The following is an 18,071-nucleotide window of genomic DNA, read 5'->3' on the forward strand; positions in this document are numbered from 1 at the left end:
CGGGTCAGCTCCCGGGCTTGCCGAGGGACGCGTACAGGCGCCGGGATGTGCCCGCGAAGATCTCCTGCCGGTCCGCCGCCGGCAGTCCCGCGAGCACCTGCTCGGCGAGCGCGAGGAGTTCGGGCAGGGACTGCTCGGCGGCCGGGCAGTTCGACCCCCAGGCGATCCGGCCGGCCCCGAACGCCCCGACGACCGGGTCGAGGAAGTCGGCTGCGCGCTCTCCGGCGTCGTGGAGCCGTTCGAGGTTGCGGTGGGTCAGCTTGAGGTGCAGGCCCGGGTGCGCGGCCAGCTCCGCCACCTCTGCGCCCGCGCGGGCGGGCGAGGCGGCGATGTCGGGGTAGCCGATGTGGTCGAGGAGGACGGTCACACCGGGGAACCGCTCCAGGAGTTCCACCAGTTGCGCGGTGGCGGGACCGAGCCGCATCTGGAGGCAGACCGGCAGCTTCAGCTCGGCGGCCCGCTCCCAGAAGGGGTACGTCTCCGGGGCGGCGAACCACTCGCCCTGGGTCGGCACCGTGCTGCCGCTGGTGAACAGCCGCACCCCGGACAGGCCGCCCTCGCCGACCGCCGCCTTCAGCGAGTCGGCGGCGTTGGGGCGCAGCGGGTCGACGGTGCCCACGGCGACGAAGCGGTCCGGCCACCGCCGGGTGCTGTCGAGGACGTAGGAGTTGTCGTAGCCGTAGTTCGTGGTGGCCTGGACGAGGACGGCCTGGTCGATGCCCGTCGCGTCCATGCGGCTCACCATGCCCTCGGCGGTCACCGGGCGGGTGGCGGCCCATGTCGACTGCTTGCCGCCGAGCGGGGCTTGGGGATAGGCGGTCGGGTCCTCGGAGATGATGTGGCAGTGTGCGTCGACGACGTCCATGGGGGGTGCTCTCTCTGTCTGTCCGGCTACGGGATGTGTGCGGCGTGGAAGGGCTCAGGCGTCCGGGTAGTCGCCCGCCGCGAACAGCGAGGCGGTGTCGGTGGGGAAGTCCGCGTCGAGCAGCCCCTGGTCCTTCCCGAACCGGGCCATCGCGCTCAGGCTCGGCTCGTTGGCCGTGACGCCGTACGGAACCGGGTCGCCGCCGATCGCGCGTCCCTGGCGGGCCAGGCGCGGCACGGCCGCCCACTCGGGCTGCGCGGCGAGGTGGCGGCGCTTGCTCTCCGCGAAGGCCGCGTACAGCTTGGTCGGCAGGCCGGGGTCGCGCTCCACGAGCTCGGAGCGCAGCGCGATCAGCGAGTGCAGCGGGTAGATACCGGTGCGCAGGTAGTGGTCGACCGCGAGCGTGCCGGCTTCGGGGAACAGCGGGTACGGCCCGTCGTCGCCGGTGGGCTCGGGCTCGGCCGACGCCGTCCACCCGGCGCGCGGCGAACCGGCCCGGCCGGTACCGGCGTTGCCGGTCAGCGCGGCGTCGATCTCCCCGGCGCGCAGCAGCTCGCCCAGCGAACGGCCGTCGGTGACCCGCTCCACGTTGGCGGGGACGCGGCCCTCGATGTGGTCGTCGTCGTCCACGACCCACGTGATCTTGTCGATGTCGACGCCGTACTCCTCGCGCAGCACGCCGCGCACCCACACACCGGTGCTCACCGAGTAGGCGCGCACACCGACCCGTCGGCCCTCCAGGTCGCGCGGCACACGGATGCCCGAGTTCGCAGCGCACTGGACGTCGCCGTGGTGGAAGCGCCGGTTGAGGAAGACCGGCACCGCGGTCAGCGCGATGCCCTCCTGGCGCGCCATCAGATAGGAGACCGGGGCGAGTTCGCACACGTCGAACTCCAGGTCCCGGATCATCCGCCGGTACGCGCCGATGACCGGCTTCACCTCTACCGGCTCGACCCGGTAGCCGTCCAGCTCGACGTCGCCATCAAGGAGTGCCTGCCCGTGCGGGTAGTCACCGAGGACCGTCGTGATCTTTTCCATGCCTGTTCTTCTCCAAGTGCTCTGTGCAGTAGGGGTGTAGGTGCCGAGGACTCAGCCGCCGAGGCGGTCCGGCGAGACACCGAGGGCCGCGCAGGTGCGCTCGACGAGCTCGTCGTAGTCGACGGCCCGCTCGATCACGCCCTGCTCGAGCGCGTACGCGGCGGCCTTGGTGAACGCGCCGCGCAGCGCCTCGAAGCCCACGGGGTGCAGGGGCACCGGGCCCGGCTTCTCCGCGGCGGCGAGCACCGAGCGGATCCCGTCGTACGCGGCGAGGATCGCGGCGGAGTGCTCGGCAGCGGCCGTCTCGGAGACGCCGACGACGTGGTTGACCGGGATGAACCCCTGGTTCCGCGACCACTGTTCGGCGACCTGGTTCGCGTCGTCGATCGCGGTGCGGATGCGGTCGTCGGCAGGGAGGCCGTTGCCCATGATCCCGAAGTCGAGGCGGCCCTCCAGGAAGTCCGCCTGCAGCTTCGCCCCTTCCGGCGCCCGCTGCACCCAGGACGGGTCGGCGGCGCCGTCGACATGGCTGCCCTCGTACGTCGTCCAGGTGGCCTTGCGCAGGTCGACTCCGTACTGCTCGCTGAGGAAGCCACGCATCCACACACCGGTGGTCTGGCTCCAGGAACGGACGCCGACGCTGTGCCCCTCGACGTCCGTGACCGACAGCTTGCCGAGGGTCACCAGGGTCTGGTGCTGGTGGCGCCCCAGAGTGGTGACCGGCAGCAGCAGCACCGGCTTGCCGTTGGCGACGGCCTGCAGCACTGTCACGATCGCCACTTCGCACAGGTCGGCGGCCGACTCGTTGACAAAGCCGCGGGAGGCCTTGTGCACGGGGTTGATGGCGAGCCGCTCCGGCTCCGCGCCCGCTTCGCGCACTGCCGAGGTCGCGGCCGCCGCGAGGTCGTCACGGCCGAGCACCAACTTCATGTCTTACTCCTTCTGGGCGGGACCAGCGCGGCATCTCAGGCCTGCTGGTCCGGGTTCGCGGTCCGCGGTGTGTGGTGACGTTCGTGGTGACGGCGCAGCAGATCGGCGCCGTAGTCACCGCCGTTGGGGGTGCGGACGATGGTGTGGATGTGTCGGCGCGACGGATAGTCGTTGCCGAAGATGACGCCCGGCATGTGCTCGAACTCGACGAGGATCACGGGGCTGTGGAAGCGGTAGTAGAAGGTGCCGTCCGGCTCGCCGGCCCAGGCGAAGTGGGTGTCGCCCTCGTGGGCCAGGACCTCCTCCATGCGCACCCGCGCATGGTGGTCGCCGGCCCGGTTCACGTACAGGCCGAGGAGCTGGAGCGCGGTGCCGCGCTGGCCGGAGGACATCCGGCTCAACGGCAGACCGGCGTAGTTGAGCTCGAAGTTGTCGCGGAACGCCCCGGCGAACAGGTCCGTCGGCAGGGTGTCGGCGATGACGGCGTGCTCACGCTGCCGGGCGTCGAGGTCGGTGAACAGCTCGTGGCCGAGGGCCTCTTCGTGGCGGAAGGCGACGGTCCCCGCGTACTTCCCGGACCCGGCGATCACTGGTTCGGCGCCGAGGAAGGAAGGGGTGAGGACCATCTGGTCCCCGATGAAGACGCAGTTGACGTTGACGTGGTGTCCGTCGAGCTGCCAGCCCCAGGGGCCGCCGTTCTCGGGCTCCCCGTATATGGAGAACCAGTACAGCCACTCGTTCAGGCCGTCCTCGTTGCCGCTCAGCTCCCCGATGGTCAGGTTGAGGTGCATCAGGTCGACCATCTGGCCGTAGCCGTCCGCGCTGAGGCTCTCCCGGATGACGGACATCGCCAACTGGCGCTGAATGTCGTCGAGTTCCTCCAGGCACAGGCCGTGGCGCAGGAAGTAGCGGGCGCCGTTGTTCCAGTGCCGCCAGCTCACGTCGTCGACCGGGAAACGGCCCTCGGCGCGCTGCTTGTCCGTGAGGCCCGCAAGGTAGTCTTCGGCGGCCTTGTACGCCGGGCGGACGTCGGCGCCGGTGCCGCGCAGCGGGAACAGTCCCGGCTGGATGCCGGCCGACGTACTCACGCCCCGCAGGGGCTCGTTCGCGGCCTTCACCCGCCAGGCGACCTTTTCGAGCAGATCAGGTGTCCAGACGTCCGGTTCGCGTGTGGGCGCGTTGCCGCGCTGTCTCAGTGCCACCATCGCCACTCCTCCTTTCGATGCTGATCGAGGGGTGCGCCGCCGTTGCGGCGCACCCTTGCCGGTCGCCCCTCACCTCGCGAGGAAGGCCGCCTTCTCCTCGATCGCCGCGACGTCCACCGGCTCTCCGATGAGGCCCTGCTCCAGGGCGTACTGGCCGGCGATCTCCAGGCAGGCGGCGAGCGATTCGCTCCAGCCCGCCTTCACCGCGCGTCCGGCCGGTGACTCGTCGCGTTCTCCCGCGGTCGACGTGATCGCCTCCTCCAGTGCCCGATACACGGCGGACACGTCGTCCCGCCGGGTGCGCAGGACGTCGTCGCGCACCACCAGCAGATGGTTGGCGGGGACCGTCCCGTGCCGTTCGATCCACGCCTGTCCGGCGCCCTCCGCGTCCTTCACCAGCGGCACAAGTCCCTTGCCCTGACCGCCGATCGCCTTCGGGCCGAGCACCGCCGCCGACACGTCCCCGGCGCGCAGCAGGTCCGCGACCCGCTCCTTGTCGGACCGTTCCACGTACGACGGGTTGGTGTACTGCGAGACATGGACGTCCTCGGTGGTCACCCAGGTGACGTCGGCCGACTTGACGCCGTACTCCTCCTGCAGCCAGCCGCGCACCCACAGGCCGGTGGTCTGGCCGTACGAGCGCACACCCACCCGCTTGCCGACGAGTTCGCGGGGATCGAGGTCCGGTCCCTCGGGGAGCCGGGTCAGGGAGCGGTGGTGGGTGCTGCCGACCAGGACCGCCGGCAGCAGGGTCACCGGGACACCCGCGTCGCGGGCCTGCAGGTACGTGGCCATCGGCATCTCGCAGATGTCGTAGGCCAGTTCACGCACCATCCGGGCGAAGGCCGGCGGCAGCGGGCTGAACTCCGGGTAGTGGCACTCCACTCCGTCCACGGGGACGGTGCCGTCCTTGAGCGGGCGGGTGTGCGGGTGGTTGCCGAGGACGACACTCAGGGGTGTCTTCGTCTTCGAGGGTGTTTCGCTCATGCCGCTCACACGTCCTCTCCGTACTGGATGCGGCGGTACGGGGTGCTCAGCACCTCGCGGGTGATGCGGACGTCGATCACGGTGGGCCGCGGCTCGCGCACGTACTCGGCGAGCGCGTCGCGCAGCTCCTGCGCCGTGCGGACGGTGGCCCCGCCGCCTCCCAACGACTCGGCGACCGCGCCGAGTTCGGGCGTGGAGATGGTCGCGAGGTCCGCGTCGAGTCCCTTGGCCTTCGCCTTGTGGTACTCGGCTCCCAGGCCCTGGTCGTTCATCACGACGACCAGGAGGGGGATGTCGTAGCGGCACGCCGTCTCGAACTCGGACAGGTGCATGAGGAAGCTGGCGTCGCCCTCGACCACGAAGCCGGGCTTGTTGCCCTTGGCGACCATCTGGCCGATGGCGATCAGCGGGGCCTGGCCGATGGCGCCGAACATGCCGTAGTTGGAGAGCACGTCACGCGAGCGCTGGAAGAGCATGGTGCCGAAGTCGGTCTGGTGGCCGCTGCCGAGGACCAGGCCCATCTCGCCGGGGAGCTCGTGGTCGAGGATCCAGATCGCCTCGCGCGGGTCGAGCCGGCCGGGCTCCTGCACGTACTCCGGCTGCTGGAGCCGGGCCGTCAGATGCTCCCGGACCTGGTCGGTGTGGAAGCCCTCCTGCCGGACGGACCGCTCCTGGAGCGCCCGGGTCAGGTCACCAAGGGCGCTGACCGCGTCGGCCTGCAGATAGCAGTCCGCCCGCTTGCCATTGCCCATGACCAGATGGGGGGCGGTGTCGATCTGGATGTACTTGGCCTCGGGATAGAGGTAGCCGCTCTCGATCGTGTAGTGGTTCAGGCTGGCGCCCACCGCGATCACGCAGTCGGCCTCCTGGAGCAGCTCCATCGACACCTTGTCGCCGAACAGGCCCGACAGGCCGACGTGGAAGTCGGTGCGGTCGCACAGCCAGTTCTTCGCCTGCAGGGTGGTGGCCAGCAGGGCGCCGGTCTGCTCCTGGAGGGCGAGGACCTCCTCGCCGGAGTTCGCCCTGCGCGCTCCCCGTCCGGCGATGATCACGACGCGTTTGGCGTCCTGGATCAGGTCGCAGGCGGCCGCGAGGCGGGCCGGGTCGGGCAGCAGCCGGGACTTCTCGATCAGGTCGGTGGACGGGACGTAGTCCTCGTCGTAGTCGTCGAGTTCGGCCACCTGGACGTCGAACGGTGCGCTGATCATGACCGGCTTGAACTCGGTGCGGGCCAGGTAGAAGGCCTGCCGCACCGCCTCTTGGGCGTTCTCGGGCCGGGTGACGTGGATGAACTCGCACTCGATGGCGGCGGCGAAGCGCCGCTGGTCGAGGTACTGGGTGGCGCCCTCGTCGCCCAGTGGTGTCTCGCCGCAGAAGGCGACCAGGGGGGTGCCTGCCCGGCTCGCGCAGAGCATCGAGGTGGCCAGCTGCGAGACACCGGGGCCGCTGGTCGTGGTGACCACGCCCGGCTGTCCCGCGCCGCGGGCCCAGCCGTCGGCCATGCCGAGTCCGGAGCCCTCGTGACGCACTTCGTAGAGCTTCACACCGCGGTCGGCGAGGGCGGCCATCCAGTGCATGTTGGCGTCGCCCATCATGCCGAAGACATCGGTGGTGCCTTCCTTGACGAACGCCTCGGCGAGCGCTTCGTAGACCTTCACTGCTGGTGCTCCTTCACGTTCGCCGCGGCCGTCGACCGCGCCTTCAGGACGCCGTCGAGCCGTGAGAAGACCCGCAGCGCGTTGCCCCCGTAGACCGCCTGGCGATCGGCATCGCTCATGTCGATGGAGTCGAGGGTGTACTTGGTGTCGTCGAACCGCCGCCCGGTCTCCGGGTCCACGCTGCGCACGGCGCCGATCATCTCCGAGGCGAACAGCACGTTCCGGGCGGGGATGATGTCGAGCAGCAGCTCCATGCCGCGCTTGTGGTACACGCAGGTGTCGAAGTAGACGTTCTGCAGGATCGACTCCTCCAGCGGCGGCCGGCCGCGGTCCTGCATCATGCCCCGGTAGCGGCCCCAGTGGTACGGGACGGCGCCGCCGCCGTGCGGCAGGATCAGCTTCAGCGTCGGGAAGTCCTCGAACAGGTCCGATTCGCACAGCTGCATGAACGCCGCGGTGTCACCGGCGAGGTAGTGGGCGCAGGTGCCCTGCATCGCGGGGTTCCGCGACATCGCGACGTGGACCATCGCGGGAACGTCGAGCTCGACCATCTTCTCGTACAGCGGGTAGTAGACCCGGTCCGTCAGCGGCGGCGCCTGGTAGTACCCGTCGGAGGGGTCCGGGTTGAGGAGGCAGCCGATGAACCCCAACTCCTCTACGCAGCGCTCCAGTTCGGTGACGGAGTTGCGTACGGAAGCGGCCAGCGCGTCACCGGGCGACTGGGGAAGCTGGCACACCCCCACGAACCGCTCGGGGAACAGGCCGCACACGCGGGAGATGAGGTCGTTGCTGACCTGCGACCAGTCGAGGCTGGTGCGCTCGTCGCCGTAGTGGTGGGCCATCTTGCCTGCGCCGGGCGAGAAGACCGTCAGGTCTGTGCCGCGCTCCTGCTGCAGCTTGAGCTGCCCGTTCTCGATGGCGGCGCGTATCTCGTCGTCGGTGATGTGCAGTTGGTCGGGCGAGACCCTGGCACCGGACTCCTCGAAAGCCCGGATCTGCTGCTCGCGCCACTTGCCGAGCGCGGGTGGCGCCGTGGTGAAGTGGCCATGACTATCGATGATCATGAGTTGCTCCGAAACGTACGTGCGGTGGTCGGCAGGGGGAGGGCGGCGAAGGCCCGTCACCCGCGGCCGGTCAGCTCCCGGGCCTTGTGAAGGCCGGGGTAGGTGCGCACAGGCGCCGACATCAGGAACCGGTAGCCGTCGTCGAGCACCTGCTTGACGTTGTCGGCCGTCACATGGGGGTGGCCGACGGCGATCCCGCGTGCGTCGCAGATGTCGAGGATCCGGCGCTTGCACTCCAGGACGCGCGGGTGCTCGTACTGGCGGGGGACGCCCAGTTCCTGGCTCATGTCGCCCTCGCCGATGAGGATCAGGCCGATGCCCGGGACCTGGTCGAGGATGTCCGGCAGGTTCTCGATCCCCTGCTGGTCCTCGATCATGAGGCCCACGAGGATCTCCCCGTCGGGGGCCAGCGGCCACACGTCGGCCCTGGCGTAGTACTCGATGTTGGAGATGCCCCAGTAGCGGGTGGCCGCGTGCGGGCCGTCGCCGCGCAGGCCGGCCGGTTCGTACAGGGGTGCGTCGGGAAGGCGCGGGTAGCGGCAGGCCGCGACCGCGTTGCGGGCCTCCTCGACAGTGGAGATGTGCGGCCAGATGATGCCGAACGCGCCGAGGTCCAGGGCCTGTTTGGCGTGCCACTGTGCCTTCTCCGCGCCGTTGGCGGGGATGCGCACGATCGGGGTGACGGCCGGGGCGAGGCTGTCCGCCTCGAAGACCTGCCGCCTGCTCAGCAGGTACTGGAAGCTGTCCTTGAGGGCGTTGATGTCCCAGGGCTTGTGCTCCATCTCGAACACCACCGCGTCGTAGTCCGAGTTGCTCAGCTCGGACGCTGCGGCCGGGGAGGCCGCGGAGAAGGTGGCGAAGACATGCCGGCCCGCGTCCAGCTCGCCGATCACCTTGTTGAACCTGGACGTTGTCATCGCCGACCTCCCTGGCCGAGTGCTTCACCGGATGTGTTCTCTGCGCGCTGAGTGGATCGCGGCTGTCGGCCGCGTCGCCTGGCCCACCACGCCCGCAGGCGGGCGAACAGGCCGACCGGGTGCGCCACTTGGGTGGGCGCGCCGGCGGGCGTCGCCGCAGGTGTCTCGGCCTCGGCCGGGCCGGCACATGTCTCGATGAGCCGCCCGGTGAACTCCTTCGTCATCCGGGAGACCACCGCCCCGGCGCCCGACTCGATCAGCTTGGCGAGCTTGCCGTTGAGCTTGATCTCGCCGTCGCAGAACACCTGGGAGCTGTCCGGTGTGTCCCCCTCGACGACACGGAAGGTGGCGGAGGCGCTGAACCGGGTGGCGCCCTGTCCGTCCGCGCCGCGGGCCGTGAGGCGGCCCTCGTGTGTGGACTCGTCCAGCTCCAGGGAGACGCGGGCGGCGAACTTGACGCGGATGCCACCGAATCTGATGGCCAGGGTCCCGTCGAAGGACCCGTCGTCGTGTGAAGCGCCGAGCTCGGCGCCGCCGATGCAGGACACGACGGCCGAGGGGTCGGAGATGACCTCCCAGACGCGGTCGGGCGGACTCGGTACGGCAATCTCTTCCGTGATCGTAATCAAAGCGGTGAACCTCACTCGGCGGCAGGCATGACGGCACAACTGCCGTGATGGTTGGGCGACTTGGGGCGCGGGCGGACCGCGTTGCCGTGCTACGCGGCGACTTCCTGCTCGGCCGCGAAGAGGCCCCAGAGGTGGTTGTAGAGCTCGGAGAACTCGGGTGACTCGACGAGCGAGCCGATCTGGCGCGGCCGCTCGAAGGGGACCTGGATGACACGGCGGATGGTGCCGGGGCCCTGAGACATCACGATGACCTCGTCGGCCAGGTAGAGAGCCTCGTTGAGGTCGTGCGTCACGAAGACGAGCGTCCCGTTCTGCTCCTGCCAGATGTTCAGCAGTTCCTGCTGGAGCCTGAGGCGGGTGATGGCGTCGAGCGGCCCGAACGGCTCGTCCATCAGCACGATGGACGGTTCGTAGATCAGTGCCCGGGCGATGGCGCAGCGCTTCTGCATGCCGCCGGACAGCTCGCGGGGGTAGTGCTCCTCGAAGCCGGTGAGGCCGACGAGCTCGATCCAGCGGGCGATGCGCGTCTCGCGCTCCTCCTTGGGCACCTTGCGGAACTTGAGGGCCAGGCCGATGTTGGCCCGGACGCTCAGCCACGGCAGCAGGTGGGACTGCTGCGTCACGTACGCCGCATCGGAGTTGACGGTGGTGACCGGCTCGCCGGCGTAGTGCACCTCGCCCTGCGTGGGCGAGAGCAGTCCGGCGGCCAGGTTGAGGATGGTGCTCTTGCCGCACCCGCTGGGGCCGATGACGGCGACGACCTTGCCGCGATCGACCGTGAACGACACGTCCTGGATCGCCGGCCGGTGAGTGCCGGGGAACTGCAGGGTGACGCCCTCGAGGCGGAGGGCCTCCGGGTGGAAGTTGCGCTGGGTGGTCGACATGTCTGTCTCCTCGGCCTCCTTCTCGCGAAGGGCTGATTCGGGGGCCGTGCGCTCGCGCCTGTGGCGGCGGTCATGGGTGGATTCAATCGACGGTGGCGCTCCGCGTCACTCAGATTGTCCAACAACTTTCAACGGGAACGTAACACTGCCGTAGTGTGGGCACAAGAACTTTGCAGGAAAGGGCGCGCATTCACAGGTTTCCAGGCTGATCGCCCCGAGAAACTGTTGGACAAAACGCGATCACGGCCAGGCCTACGGCCGCCGCAGCGATTCCGCCGACGAGCAGCGCCCAGCGGGCACCCCACGCCGCGCCGATCGCGCCTACGGCGGGACCGCCGAAGACCGTGCCGCCCAGCCAGCCGATCGACCACACCGACAGCACCCGCCCGCGCATCCGAGGCGCGGCCGATACCTGGATCAGTGTCTTGGCCGAGGAGTTGAAGGTGATCGAGGCTGAGCCGACGAACACCAGCAGGACCAGCGCCACGGGCAGCGTCGGAGCCAGCGCCGCGGCGCAGATCACCACGCCCCAGATCACCGCCGACACGGAGAGCGAGCGAGTGGTGAGCCGGCGCCGGCGCATCGCAAGGAGCCCGCCGACCACCCCGCCCAGGCTCATCACGGCCATGGCCGTGCCGTAGCCCACCGGACCCGCCCGGAACACCGACGTGGTCAGCAGCGGCAGACTCACCGGGAACTCCCAGGTGAGGATCCCGGTCACGTACACCATCACCATCGGGTACAGCAGTTCCGGTGTGTGCCGGACATGGGCGAGGCCGGCGCGGATCTGCCCCCGCCCGCTGTCCTCGGGTTCGGCCGGGTGCATCTCGCCCGGCCGCAGTCTGAGCAGGCTGAGGATGACGGCCAGGAACGAGACGGTGTCCAGGGCGAAGCACGGGGCCGCGCCCAGCGTGGCGAGCACGGATCCGGCGATGCCGGGCCCCGCGAGCTTGGCCGTGTTGATGAACGTGGAGTTGATGGCGATGGCGTTGGCCAGGTGCTTGGCGTCGACGAGTTCACCGATGAGCTTCTGGCGCGCCGGATTGTCGAAGACGTTCGTCAGGCCGAGCGCCAGCATGACCACGATGAGCAGCGGCAGCGTGACGAGGCCTGCCCAGGTCAGCACGGTCAGCAGCGCGGCCAGGACACCGAAGCAGACCTGCGTGAGCAGCAGCAGCCGACGTGTCTCGCGGCGGTCCACCACGAGACCGCCCCAGACACCCAGCAGCAGCACCGGCAGATACCGGGCACCGGTCACGATGCCGAGCATCGTTGCGCTGTGGGTGAGTTCGAGGGTCAGCCACCCGATGGCGATGTTCTGCATCCAGTTGCCGACCACGGACGTGAACTGCCCGATGGAGAACAGGCGGTAGTTCCTGATCCCGAGCGAGGCGAAGGTGCCCGGATGCCCGGAGGCCGGTGTCACCTCGGTCAACCGATGTCCGTGCCCAGTGCCTTTTCGCCCTTGGGGAAGAAGGCCGTGAGGCGGTTGTAGTCGGCGAGCGTCGAGGTCGGGTACCACTTCAGGCCCGCCTTGCAGATCGCCGCCAGGACCGGTGTGTCGTCCGGGTCCGAGCAGTCGGTCTTCGCGGGGATACGCGAGTTGTACGTCTTCGCGAGGGCCTTCTGTGCGGGGTCGGACGACAGGAACGAGGTCAACAGGGCCGCAGCGGCCGGGTGTTGGGCACCCTTCGGGACGTACAGGTACGACTCGTTGGCGTTGGTGGGGGAGATCGGCGCCACCTCGACGGGCGCGCCCTTCTTCTTCGCCTCCAGTACGAGGTTGATGAGGCTGGTGCCGATGCTCACCTCGCCGGATTCGACCGGTGCCTCGGTCTGGGTGGTGTTCGGCGCGTAGTGCGGCTTCTGCGCGGCGAATTTCTTCGCCCACGCCAGTGCTTTCGCCTCGCCCAGGTCAGGGTCCACGTCCCAGGCGGTCAGGAACGACGCGCGCGACTCTGCCGAGACCTTGCCGCCGGACCAGCGGGGGTCGAGCAGGTCGTCCCAACTCTTGGGCACATCAGCCGGCTTGACCTTCTCGGTGTTGTACGCCCACACCTTGGGGACCGCCCAGATGTAGACGAGTCCGTTGCCGAACATGTTCTTCTTGGCGATGCCGTACCGCGACCAGTCGATGTCGTCCGCCATGTCGGCGGACGGTCCGACGGTGAGCCCGCCGGCGTTGGCCACGTCGACCGACACCTTCCCGGCGGCCTGCTCCATCCGGAGCTGGCTGACCTGGTCGGGTGCCTTGGTGTTGGTGTACTTGATCTTGACGCCGGGGTACTTCTTCTCGAAGAGGTCGATCGCGGGCTGCATCTGCGCCTGCGGCTTGGGGGCGGACCACTCGACCTCGCCCTCCTGCGCGGCCTGCTTCTCCAGCCCGCCCATCGACTTCGGCAGATCGGCGCTCTTGGCTTTCGCCCCGCAGCCGGTCATGCAGGCCGCGGTGACCAGTACGGTGGCCGCGGCGAAGGCGTGGCGCCGCGGGTTTCCGCGCTTCCCCGGCGCGTTCATCGGGTGACCGCGGACGCGTTGTAGACACGGGCGGCGTTGCCACCGAGGACGTTGGCGAGGTCATCCGGGGCCATCCAGGACAGATGGCCCTCGATCCACTCGCGCAGGTCCTTCAGGGTGCCCTCGGACGCCGGGAAGTTCGACCCCCACATCAGGCGGTCGCTGCCGAAGGCATCGGCGAGACGGCGCAGGACCTCGGGCACGTCGACCCCCGGCTCGCTGCCGAGGCGGCGCAGCGCCGGAGGTGTGATCTTGAGGTGGACGCCGGGGAACCGGGCCAGCTGCCCGAGTTCGTCGAGCTTCGGGTACGCGGGTCCGCCGGTGGCGTTGGGGCGTCCTGCGTGGTCCAGCAGCACGGTCAACGTCGGGTGCGTGTCCAGGACATGGGCGAGCTGGTCGGCGTCCTTCGAGTGCATCTGGACGCACACGGGCACGCCGCGGCTCTCCACGTACTCCCACACCGCGCCCATGCGTTCGTCCGAGATCCCGGAGCCCGGCGTGGGGACCTTCGTGGTGCCGTCGGACACCCGGATGCGGACACCGCTGAAGCCGCGCTCCTCGATCCAGTGCTTGAGGTCGGGCACCGCCGAGTCGGAGAGGAAGTCGACGGCGCACACTCCCACCAGCCGGTCCGGGTGCTTGGCCAGGGCGTCGGCCGCGTACCGGTTGTCGAAGCCGTAGACCGTCGACGCGTGGACGAGCGCGGCCCGCTCGACGCCCGCCTCGTCCAGGTGCCTGATCAGGCCCGAGACATCAATGGGACGGGTCTGCGACCACTCCGACTGCGTCCCGCCGAGCGGGCGTAGCGGATAGGTGTCCGTGTCGCTCGACATGGCATGGGTGTGAGTGTCGAAGTACTGCATCAATGCTCCTCAGGCGTGTTGCGGGTGCGGCAGTGTGTCGCGCGGCGGGTCAGACCCGGCCCACGTGCCGGTTGAAGTCGGCGAACAGGTCCGCCGCGTCCATGTCGGACGTGATGAGTCCCTGCTCGCGGGCGTGGCGGATGGCCGTCTGGAGGGTGGCCAGGAGGGTGTCGCTCATCCCGTGCTGCACCACCAGTTCGCGGGTGGAACCGCTGGGCTCGACGGGTCGCGCGGCGTCGATACTGGCGCAGAGTCCCTGGTAGACCGAACGTACGAGGCCGGGCTCGGACTCCAGGAGGTCCCCCCGCACGACGGCGAGATGGTTGATGGGAACCCAGCCGTGGCGGTCGAGGAACCGCGCCTGGCGCTCCTTCGCGTCGGGGATGAGCGGGACGAGGCCGTCGACATGGTCGGCGGACCGGGCCCCCATGACGACCGCGGAGACATCACCCTGCCGCAGCGCGTCGACCAGCTTGAGCGATGTGCGCTCCACGTTGGGCGGCTCGGGGGCGCCGTCGACGTGTGCGCCCTCGGTGGTCACCCATGTCACGTCCTCGGACCGAACGCCGTAGCTGTCACTGAGCACACCCCGCACCCACAGGGCCGTGGTCTGGCTGTAGGCGCGCACACCGATGCGGTGTCCGTGCAGGTCCTCCGGGCGAAGACGCCCCTCACCTCCCCATACGGAGATGGACCGGTGGTGGAAGTTGCCGTGCAGGACCACGGGGAGCGCGGCGATCGGCACACCCGCCTCGACGGCCTGCAGCAGGGTGGCGATGGCCAGCTCGGAGACGTCGTAGCGCTGCTCGCGGACCATCGGCGCGAAGGCCCGGTGGATCGGCTCGATGTCCGGGAACTCGAGCTCGCAGTCGGTCACCTTCACGGTGCCGTCGAGCAGCGGCTCGGTGTGCGGGTAACGGCGCAGCGCCGCCGTCAGCCGGGTCATCGTGCGCTCCGGGCGCGGTCGCGCCGTGTCCCGAAGTCAGGTGCGTTACAGCGGAGTTGGCTCCTCATGTCGGTTCCCCTCATCACGCTTGTTTGTTGCACAATGCTGGGAAGTTAACAGCGGTTTAAGCCCCAACACAAGGTCGATGGATGAGAATCGTCAAACAATCCGAGGGTGTGGGCCGCCTCGCCACGGGTGGTGGAGGGTAACCGTTCCTCAAGGTGCGCCCCGGTCGGCGCCGTGGGAGGTCTGCGTGCGGGCCGTCCGATCCATTGTCTAACAATGAAGGGGACCCATGCGACCTCGGGGGAACCGGCGCCCAGGCCTGGGACAAGCGGAAACGGTGAGCAATCGGGATTTTGCTGTGACGGGGTTCACGGCAGACGAGGCCGGTGCTACGGTCCATTTTGTTTAACAAAGCGCTTGAGCCGCGTATGACTGTCCTGGCCGGTCTCCCCAGCGCCGTCTGCCCGCATCGCCCCGAGCGTGGCCTTACGGCGGCGCGGGGGCGCCCCATGGCGCCGACAGGAGACCTCCGTCGGCGCATCCGGTGCGCAAACGAACCCACGCCTCCCGACGGGGCCTGCCGCGCGGTGCGGAAGAGCGACGTGCTGTTCAGCGCGTGCGACGACCGGGTGTCCAACGGGACGTTGGGCGCCTACCCCTAGGAGGGGATGACGATGAGACACCACGCGAAGGGCCGGGTGGCGGCGGCGCTCGCGCTGCTGGTGACGGCCGCCGTGACCGGCTGCGGGACGACAGCGGAGAGCGCCGAACTCCCCTCGTCGAGGACTGCCCTGGTGAAGCAGGCCGATCAGGAGGGCGAGGTCGAGTGGGCCTCGTGGAACCCGGAGGCGCAGATGCAGCCGGCCATCGACCTGTTCGAGAAGAAGTACCCCGGCATCAAGGTGAAGTACACCAACATCAAGGCTCCCGACCAGGTGAGTCAGCTCAGGCTGGAACAGGCCGCCAAGAAGGTGTCGATCGACGTGGCGAACGCCGGCGGACTCACCATGAGTCCCGCGGTCGGACTCGCTGGTGACATCGACTGGGCGAAGTACGGCATCGCCAAGGAGAACGTCTTCGCCAAGAACTTCGTGTATGTCTGGGCCACACCCAAGGTGTGGGCGTACAACACCGACAAGGTCAAAGCCGCGGACGTGCCCAAGAGTTGGGACGACCTGCTCGACGCGCGCTGGTCCGGTGGCAAGATCTCGGCGGAGTCGCGCGCGTCGTTCATGTCGGTCTGGGACCTCGACGGCTCGATGGGAGAGAAGGAGGCCCTTGCCTGGTCCAAGAAGTTCGCCGCGCTGAAGCCGCACTACTCGCCGAACGTCACCCAGGCCGAGTCACCCATCGAGACGGGCGAGGTGAGCCTCGGCACCAGCCTCGCCAGCCTGGTGCTCGCCGCGAAGGCCAAGGGCGCACCCGTCGCCATCGCACCGGTCTCGCCGACCAGTGCCAGCGAGTCGTACCTCTACGTCCCCAAGGGTGCTCCGCACCCGGCCGCGGGGGCGCTCCTCACCTCGTTCCTGTCCTCGGACGAGGCCCAGAAACTGCTCGCGAAGAGCTACAACTCCCGGATCCCGGTGAACACCGACTGCTCGGATCCCGGTGACACCGCCGTGCTTCAAGCGCTGTGCAAGGCGGACTTGAAGTGGTACGGCACCACGACACTCCAGAAGTACAACAGGCTCTCCGGGTTCTATCCCAAGGTGGAGAAGGAATTCGGGACAGATGTGGGCTAGGTGCATGATCACGTCCAGAATCGGAGGTCCGCGATGGCCCTGAAGACCGAAGAAGAACCAGATACATCGAATGCGGAAGCCCCGGCGGCCCCGGAGATCCGTTCCGCATCGCGAGCCTCGAAGGTGTCGTCGGCAGCGGGCGCGCTGATGAACCTGGCCATGGTCGTCCTGGTGGGATATCTCGTCCTGTTCCCCCTCGCGATCCTGATCTACAGCAGCCTGAAGCCGTCCAGCCTCGATCTCCCCTTCGAGGTCCCCGGCTTCTCGCTGGAGAATTTCCAGAACGTGTTCGAGTCCAGCCGGCTCGGATCGGTGACGCTCAACACCGTCCTGTATGTGGTCGGTTCGCTGATCGTCGCCCTCGTGCTCAGCCTCTCGATGGCCTATCTCTTCGAGCGGACCGACATTCCCGGACGCCGATTCCTCAGCCCGCTCGCGCTGGCGCCGATGGCGGTTCCGGTCACCGTGATGGCGATCGCCTGGGCTCTGGTCGCCAACCCGGCCAACGGCCCACTGGCCATCATCATCCACAAGCTCTTCGGCGTGCAGATCGACATCTATTCCATCCCGGGAATGATCCTCGTGATGGGCATCTTCGGCGTGCCCAGCATGTATCTGATGATCGCGCCCGCCTTCGCCCGGCTCAACCCGGAGCTGGAGGAGGCCGCGGCCGCGGTGGGCGCCCCGCTGTGGCGACGCCTGCGCCTGATCGTCCTGCCGCTCGTGGTGCCGGCCGTGTCGGCCGCCGGAATCCTGCTCATCGTAGTGGCTCTTGAGGGCTTCGCGATTCCCGCGATCCTCGGTCTGCCGGACAAGATCTTCGTGTTCAGCAGCCTCATCCAGTACTCGCTGCAGCCGCCGGGCGGAATTCCCAATTACGGCCAGGCCTGTACGTACGGTGTCCTCATCCTCGCCGTGTCACTCGTCCTGCTCTTCGTGTACCGGCGGCGCGTACGCGACACCCACCGGTTCCGCGTCGTGGTCGGCAAGGGATACCGGCAGACCCGCGTGAGCCTCGGCCGCTGGCGGATCCCGGTGTTCATCGTCGTCTGTGTCTACATGTTCATCGGCGTCGTCCTGCCCATTCTGGCGCTGCTGTGGACGAGCTTCTCGCCGTACACCCGACCCGTCACCTGGTCGGGATTCGAGTCGATGACGTTCTCCAACTACAGCCACCTGCTCGACATCCCGGACATCGGGCAGATCCTGCTGAACACGGCGGAGGTGGTCCTGGTCACTGCGACGGTGACCACGGCGATGTCGGTATGGATCGCCGTGGCGGCCGCGCGCCGCCAATTCCCCGGCAGCACGCTGCTGTTCGAGACGCAGTTCGCGGTCTTCGGAATTCCGAGCGTCGTTCTCGGCGCCGCCGTTCTGTTCCTCTATCTGTTCGTGCCCATCCCGATTTACGGCACCGTATGGATCATCGTCGTGGCGCTGGTGACCCGGTTCCTTCCCCGGGGATCGCGCATGGTGCAGACGGCGCTGGTGCAGTTGGACGACGGCCTCATCGAAGCCGCCCGGGTGACCGGCGCGAGTCCGTTCACCGTGACGCGGACGGTGCTGCTGCCGCTGCTGCGGTCGACGCTGTGGAAGACGTGGCTATGGGTCTTCGCGCACGCGCTGGGCGAGCTCCCGATCGCGCTTCTGCTGACCAGTTCGGACAACCGCACCCTGGTGGTCGTCCTGTGGGACACCTTCACCTCCAGCGTCGACAACCCGACGGCGAGCGCCCTCGCGGTGGTGCTCGTGGTGATCTCGACAGCCGCGGTGTGGCTGGTCAACAGGCGCAGCACCGTGAACGAGGCATGAGAGAGATG

16 protein-coding genes are annotated in these 18,071 nt (G+C 68.8%); 2 read left to right on the forward strand and 14 right to left on the reverse strand.

The window, feature by feature from the left end; translation table 11 throughout:
- Positions 1–4: 4 nt before the first annotated feature.
- The 14 genes from ACIRHA_RS04165 to ACIRHA_RS04230 all read right to left on the reverse strand — a co-directional run bounded on the left by ACIRHA_RS04165 (position 5) and on the right by ACIRHA_RS04230 (position 14,503).
- Entirely contained in the window at positions 5–865 is an 861-nt protein-coding gene (locus tag ACIRHA_RS04165; protein WP_403839614.1) for an amidohydrolase family protein, read from the reverse strand.
- A 54-nt stretch (positions 866–919) separates the two neighbouring features.
- Positions 920–1,903 (reverse strand): ABC transporter substrate-binding protein, encoded by a 984-nt coding sequence (locus ACIRHA_RS04170; RefSeq protein ID WP_403839616.1) that lies wholly within the window; start codon positions 1,901–1,903, stop codon positions 920–922.
- A gap of 51 nt (positions 1,904–1,954) precedes the next feature.
- A complete protein-coding gene (locus ACIRHA_RS04175; protein WP_403839618.1) occupies positions 1,955–2,833 on the reverse strand; it encodes a hypothetical protein in 879 nt (292 codons plus the stop codon).
- Positions 2,834–2,868: 35 nt separating this feature from the next.
- The gene (locus tag ACIRHA_RS04180; protein ID WP_403839620.1) at positions 2,869–4,038 is read right to left on the reverse strand and encodes a DUF3500 domain-containing protein; all 1,170 of its coding nucleotides are present in this window, start codon (positions 4,036–4,038) and stop codon (positions 2,869–2,871) included.
- 69 nt (positions 4,039–4,107) lie between these two features.
- Positions 4,108–5,025, reverse strand: coding sequence for a hypothetical protein (locus tag ACIRHA_RS04185; protein ID WP_403839622.1), 918 nt, complete (start codon positions 5,023–5,025; stop codon positions 4,108–4,110).
- Positions 5,026–5,030: 5 nt separating this feature from the next.
- Complete coding sequence (locus tag ACIRHA_RS04190) at positions 5,031–6,683, reverse strand: thiamine pyrophosphate-binding protein (RefSeq protein ID WP_403839624.1); 1,653 nt, start codon at positions 6,681–6,683, stop codon at positions 5,031–5,033.
- Positions 6,680–7,747, reverse strand: coding sequence for an amidohydrolase family protein (locus tag ACIRHA_RS04195; protein ID WP_403839626.1), 1,068 nt, complete (start codon positions 7,745–7,747; stop codon positions 6,680–6,682). The genes ACIRHA_RS04190 and ACIRHA_RS04195 overlap by 4 nt, the downstream gene beginning before the upstream one ends.
- A gap of 56 nt (positions 7,748–7,803) precedes the next feature.
- Complete coding sequence (locus ACIRHA_RS04200; RefSeq protein WP_403839628.1) at positions 7,804–8,664, reverse strand: HpcH/HpaI aldolase/citrate lyase family protein; 861 nt, start codon at positions 8,662–8,664, stop codon at positions 7,804–7,806.
- Positions 8,661–9,293, reverse strand: coding sequence for an SRPBCC domain-containing protein (locus ACIRHA_RS04205; protein ID WP_403839630.1), 633 nt, complete (start codon positions 9,291–9,293; stop codon positions 8,661–8,663). The genes ACIRHA_RS04200 and ACIRHA_RS04205 overlap by 4 nt, the downstream gene beginning before the upstream one ends.
- An 89-nt stretch (positions 9,294–9,382) precedes the next feature.
- Positions 9,383–10,177, reverse strand: coding sequence for an ABC transporter ATP-binding protein (locus tag ACIRHA_RS04210; protein ID WP_403839632.1), 795 nt, complete (start codon positions 10,175–10,177; stop codon positions 9,383–9,385).
- 190 nt (positions 10,178–10,367) lie between these two features.
- A complete protein-coding gene (locus tag ACIRHA_RS04215) occupies positions 10,368–11,603 on the reverse strand; it encodes an MFS transporter (RefSeq protein ID WP_403842087.1) in 1,236 nt (411 codons plus the stop codon).
- A gap of 5 nt (positions 11,604–11,608) precedes the next feature.
- Positions 11,609–12,694, reverse strand: a complete 1,086-nt coding sequence (locus ACIRHA_RS04220) for an ABC transporter substrate-binding protein (RefSeq protein ID WP_403839634.1) — start codon at positions 12,692–12,694, stop codon at positions 11,609–11,611.
- A complete protein-coding gene (locus ACIRHA_RS04225) occupies positions 12,691–13,557 on the reverse strand; it encodes an amidohydrolase family protein (protein WP_403839636.1) in 867 nt (288 codons plus the stop codon). The genes ACIRHA_RS04220 and ACIRHA_RS04225 overlap by 4 nt, the downstream gene beginning before the upstream one ends.
- A 49-nt stretch (positions 13,558–13,606) precedes the next feature.
- Complete coding sequence (locus ACIRHA_RS04230; protein WP_403839638.1) at positions 13,607–14,503, reverse strand: hypothetical protein; 897 nt, start codon at positions 14,501–14,503, stop codon at positions 13,607–13,609.
- A 680-nt stretch (positions 14,504–15,183) separates the two neighbouring features.
- Between ACIRHA_RS04230 and ACIRHA_RS04235 the strand changes: the two genes are divergently transcribed.
- Positions 15,184–16,251 (forward strand): ABC transporter substrate-binding protein, encoded by a 1,068-nt coding sequence (locus ACIRHA_RS04235; protein WP_403839640.1) that lies wholly within the window; start codon positions 15,184–15,186, stop codon positions 16,249–16,251.
- A 123-nt stretch (positions 16,252–16,374) separates the two neighbouring features.
- The gene (locus ACIRHA_RS04240; protein WP_403839642.1) at positions 16,375–18,063 is read left to right on the forward strand and encodes an ABC transporter permease; all 1,689 of its coding nucleotides are present in this window, start codon (positions 16,375–16,377) and stop codon (positions 18,061–18,063) included.
- The last annotated feature ends 8 nt before the right edge of the window (positions 18,064–18,071 follow it).

Origin of the sequence: Streptomyces sp. NPDC102360 (assembly GCF_044766085.1) — a bacterium.
In the GTDB taxonomy this organism is placed as follows: Bacteria; Actinomycetota; Actinomycetes; order Streptomycetales; family Streptomycetaceae; genus Streptomyces.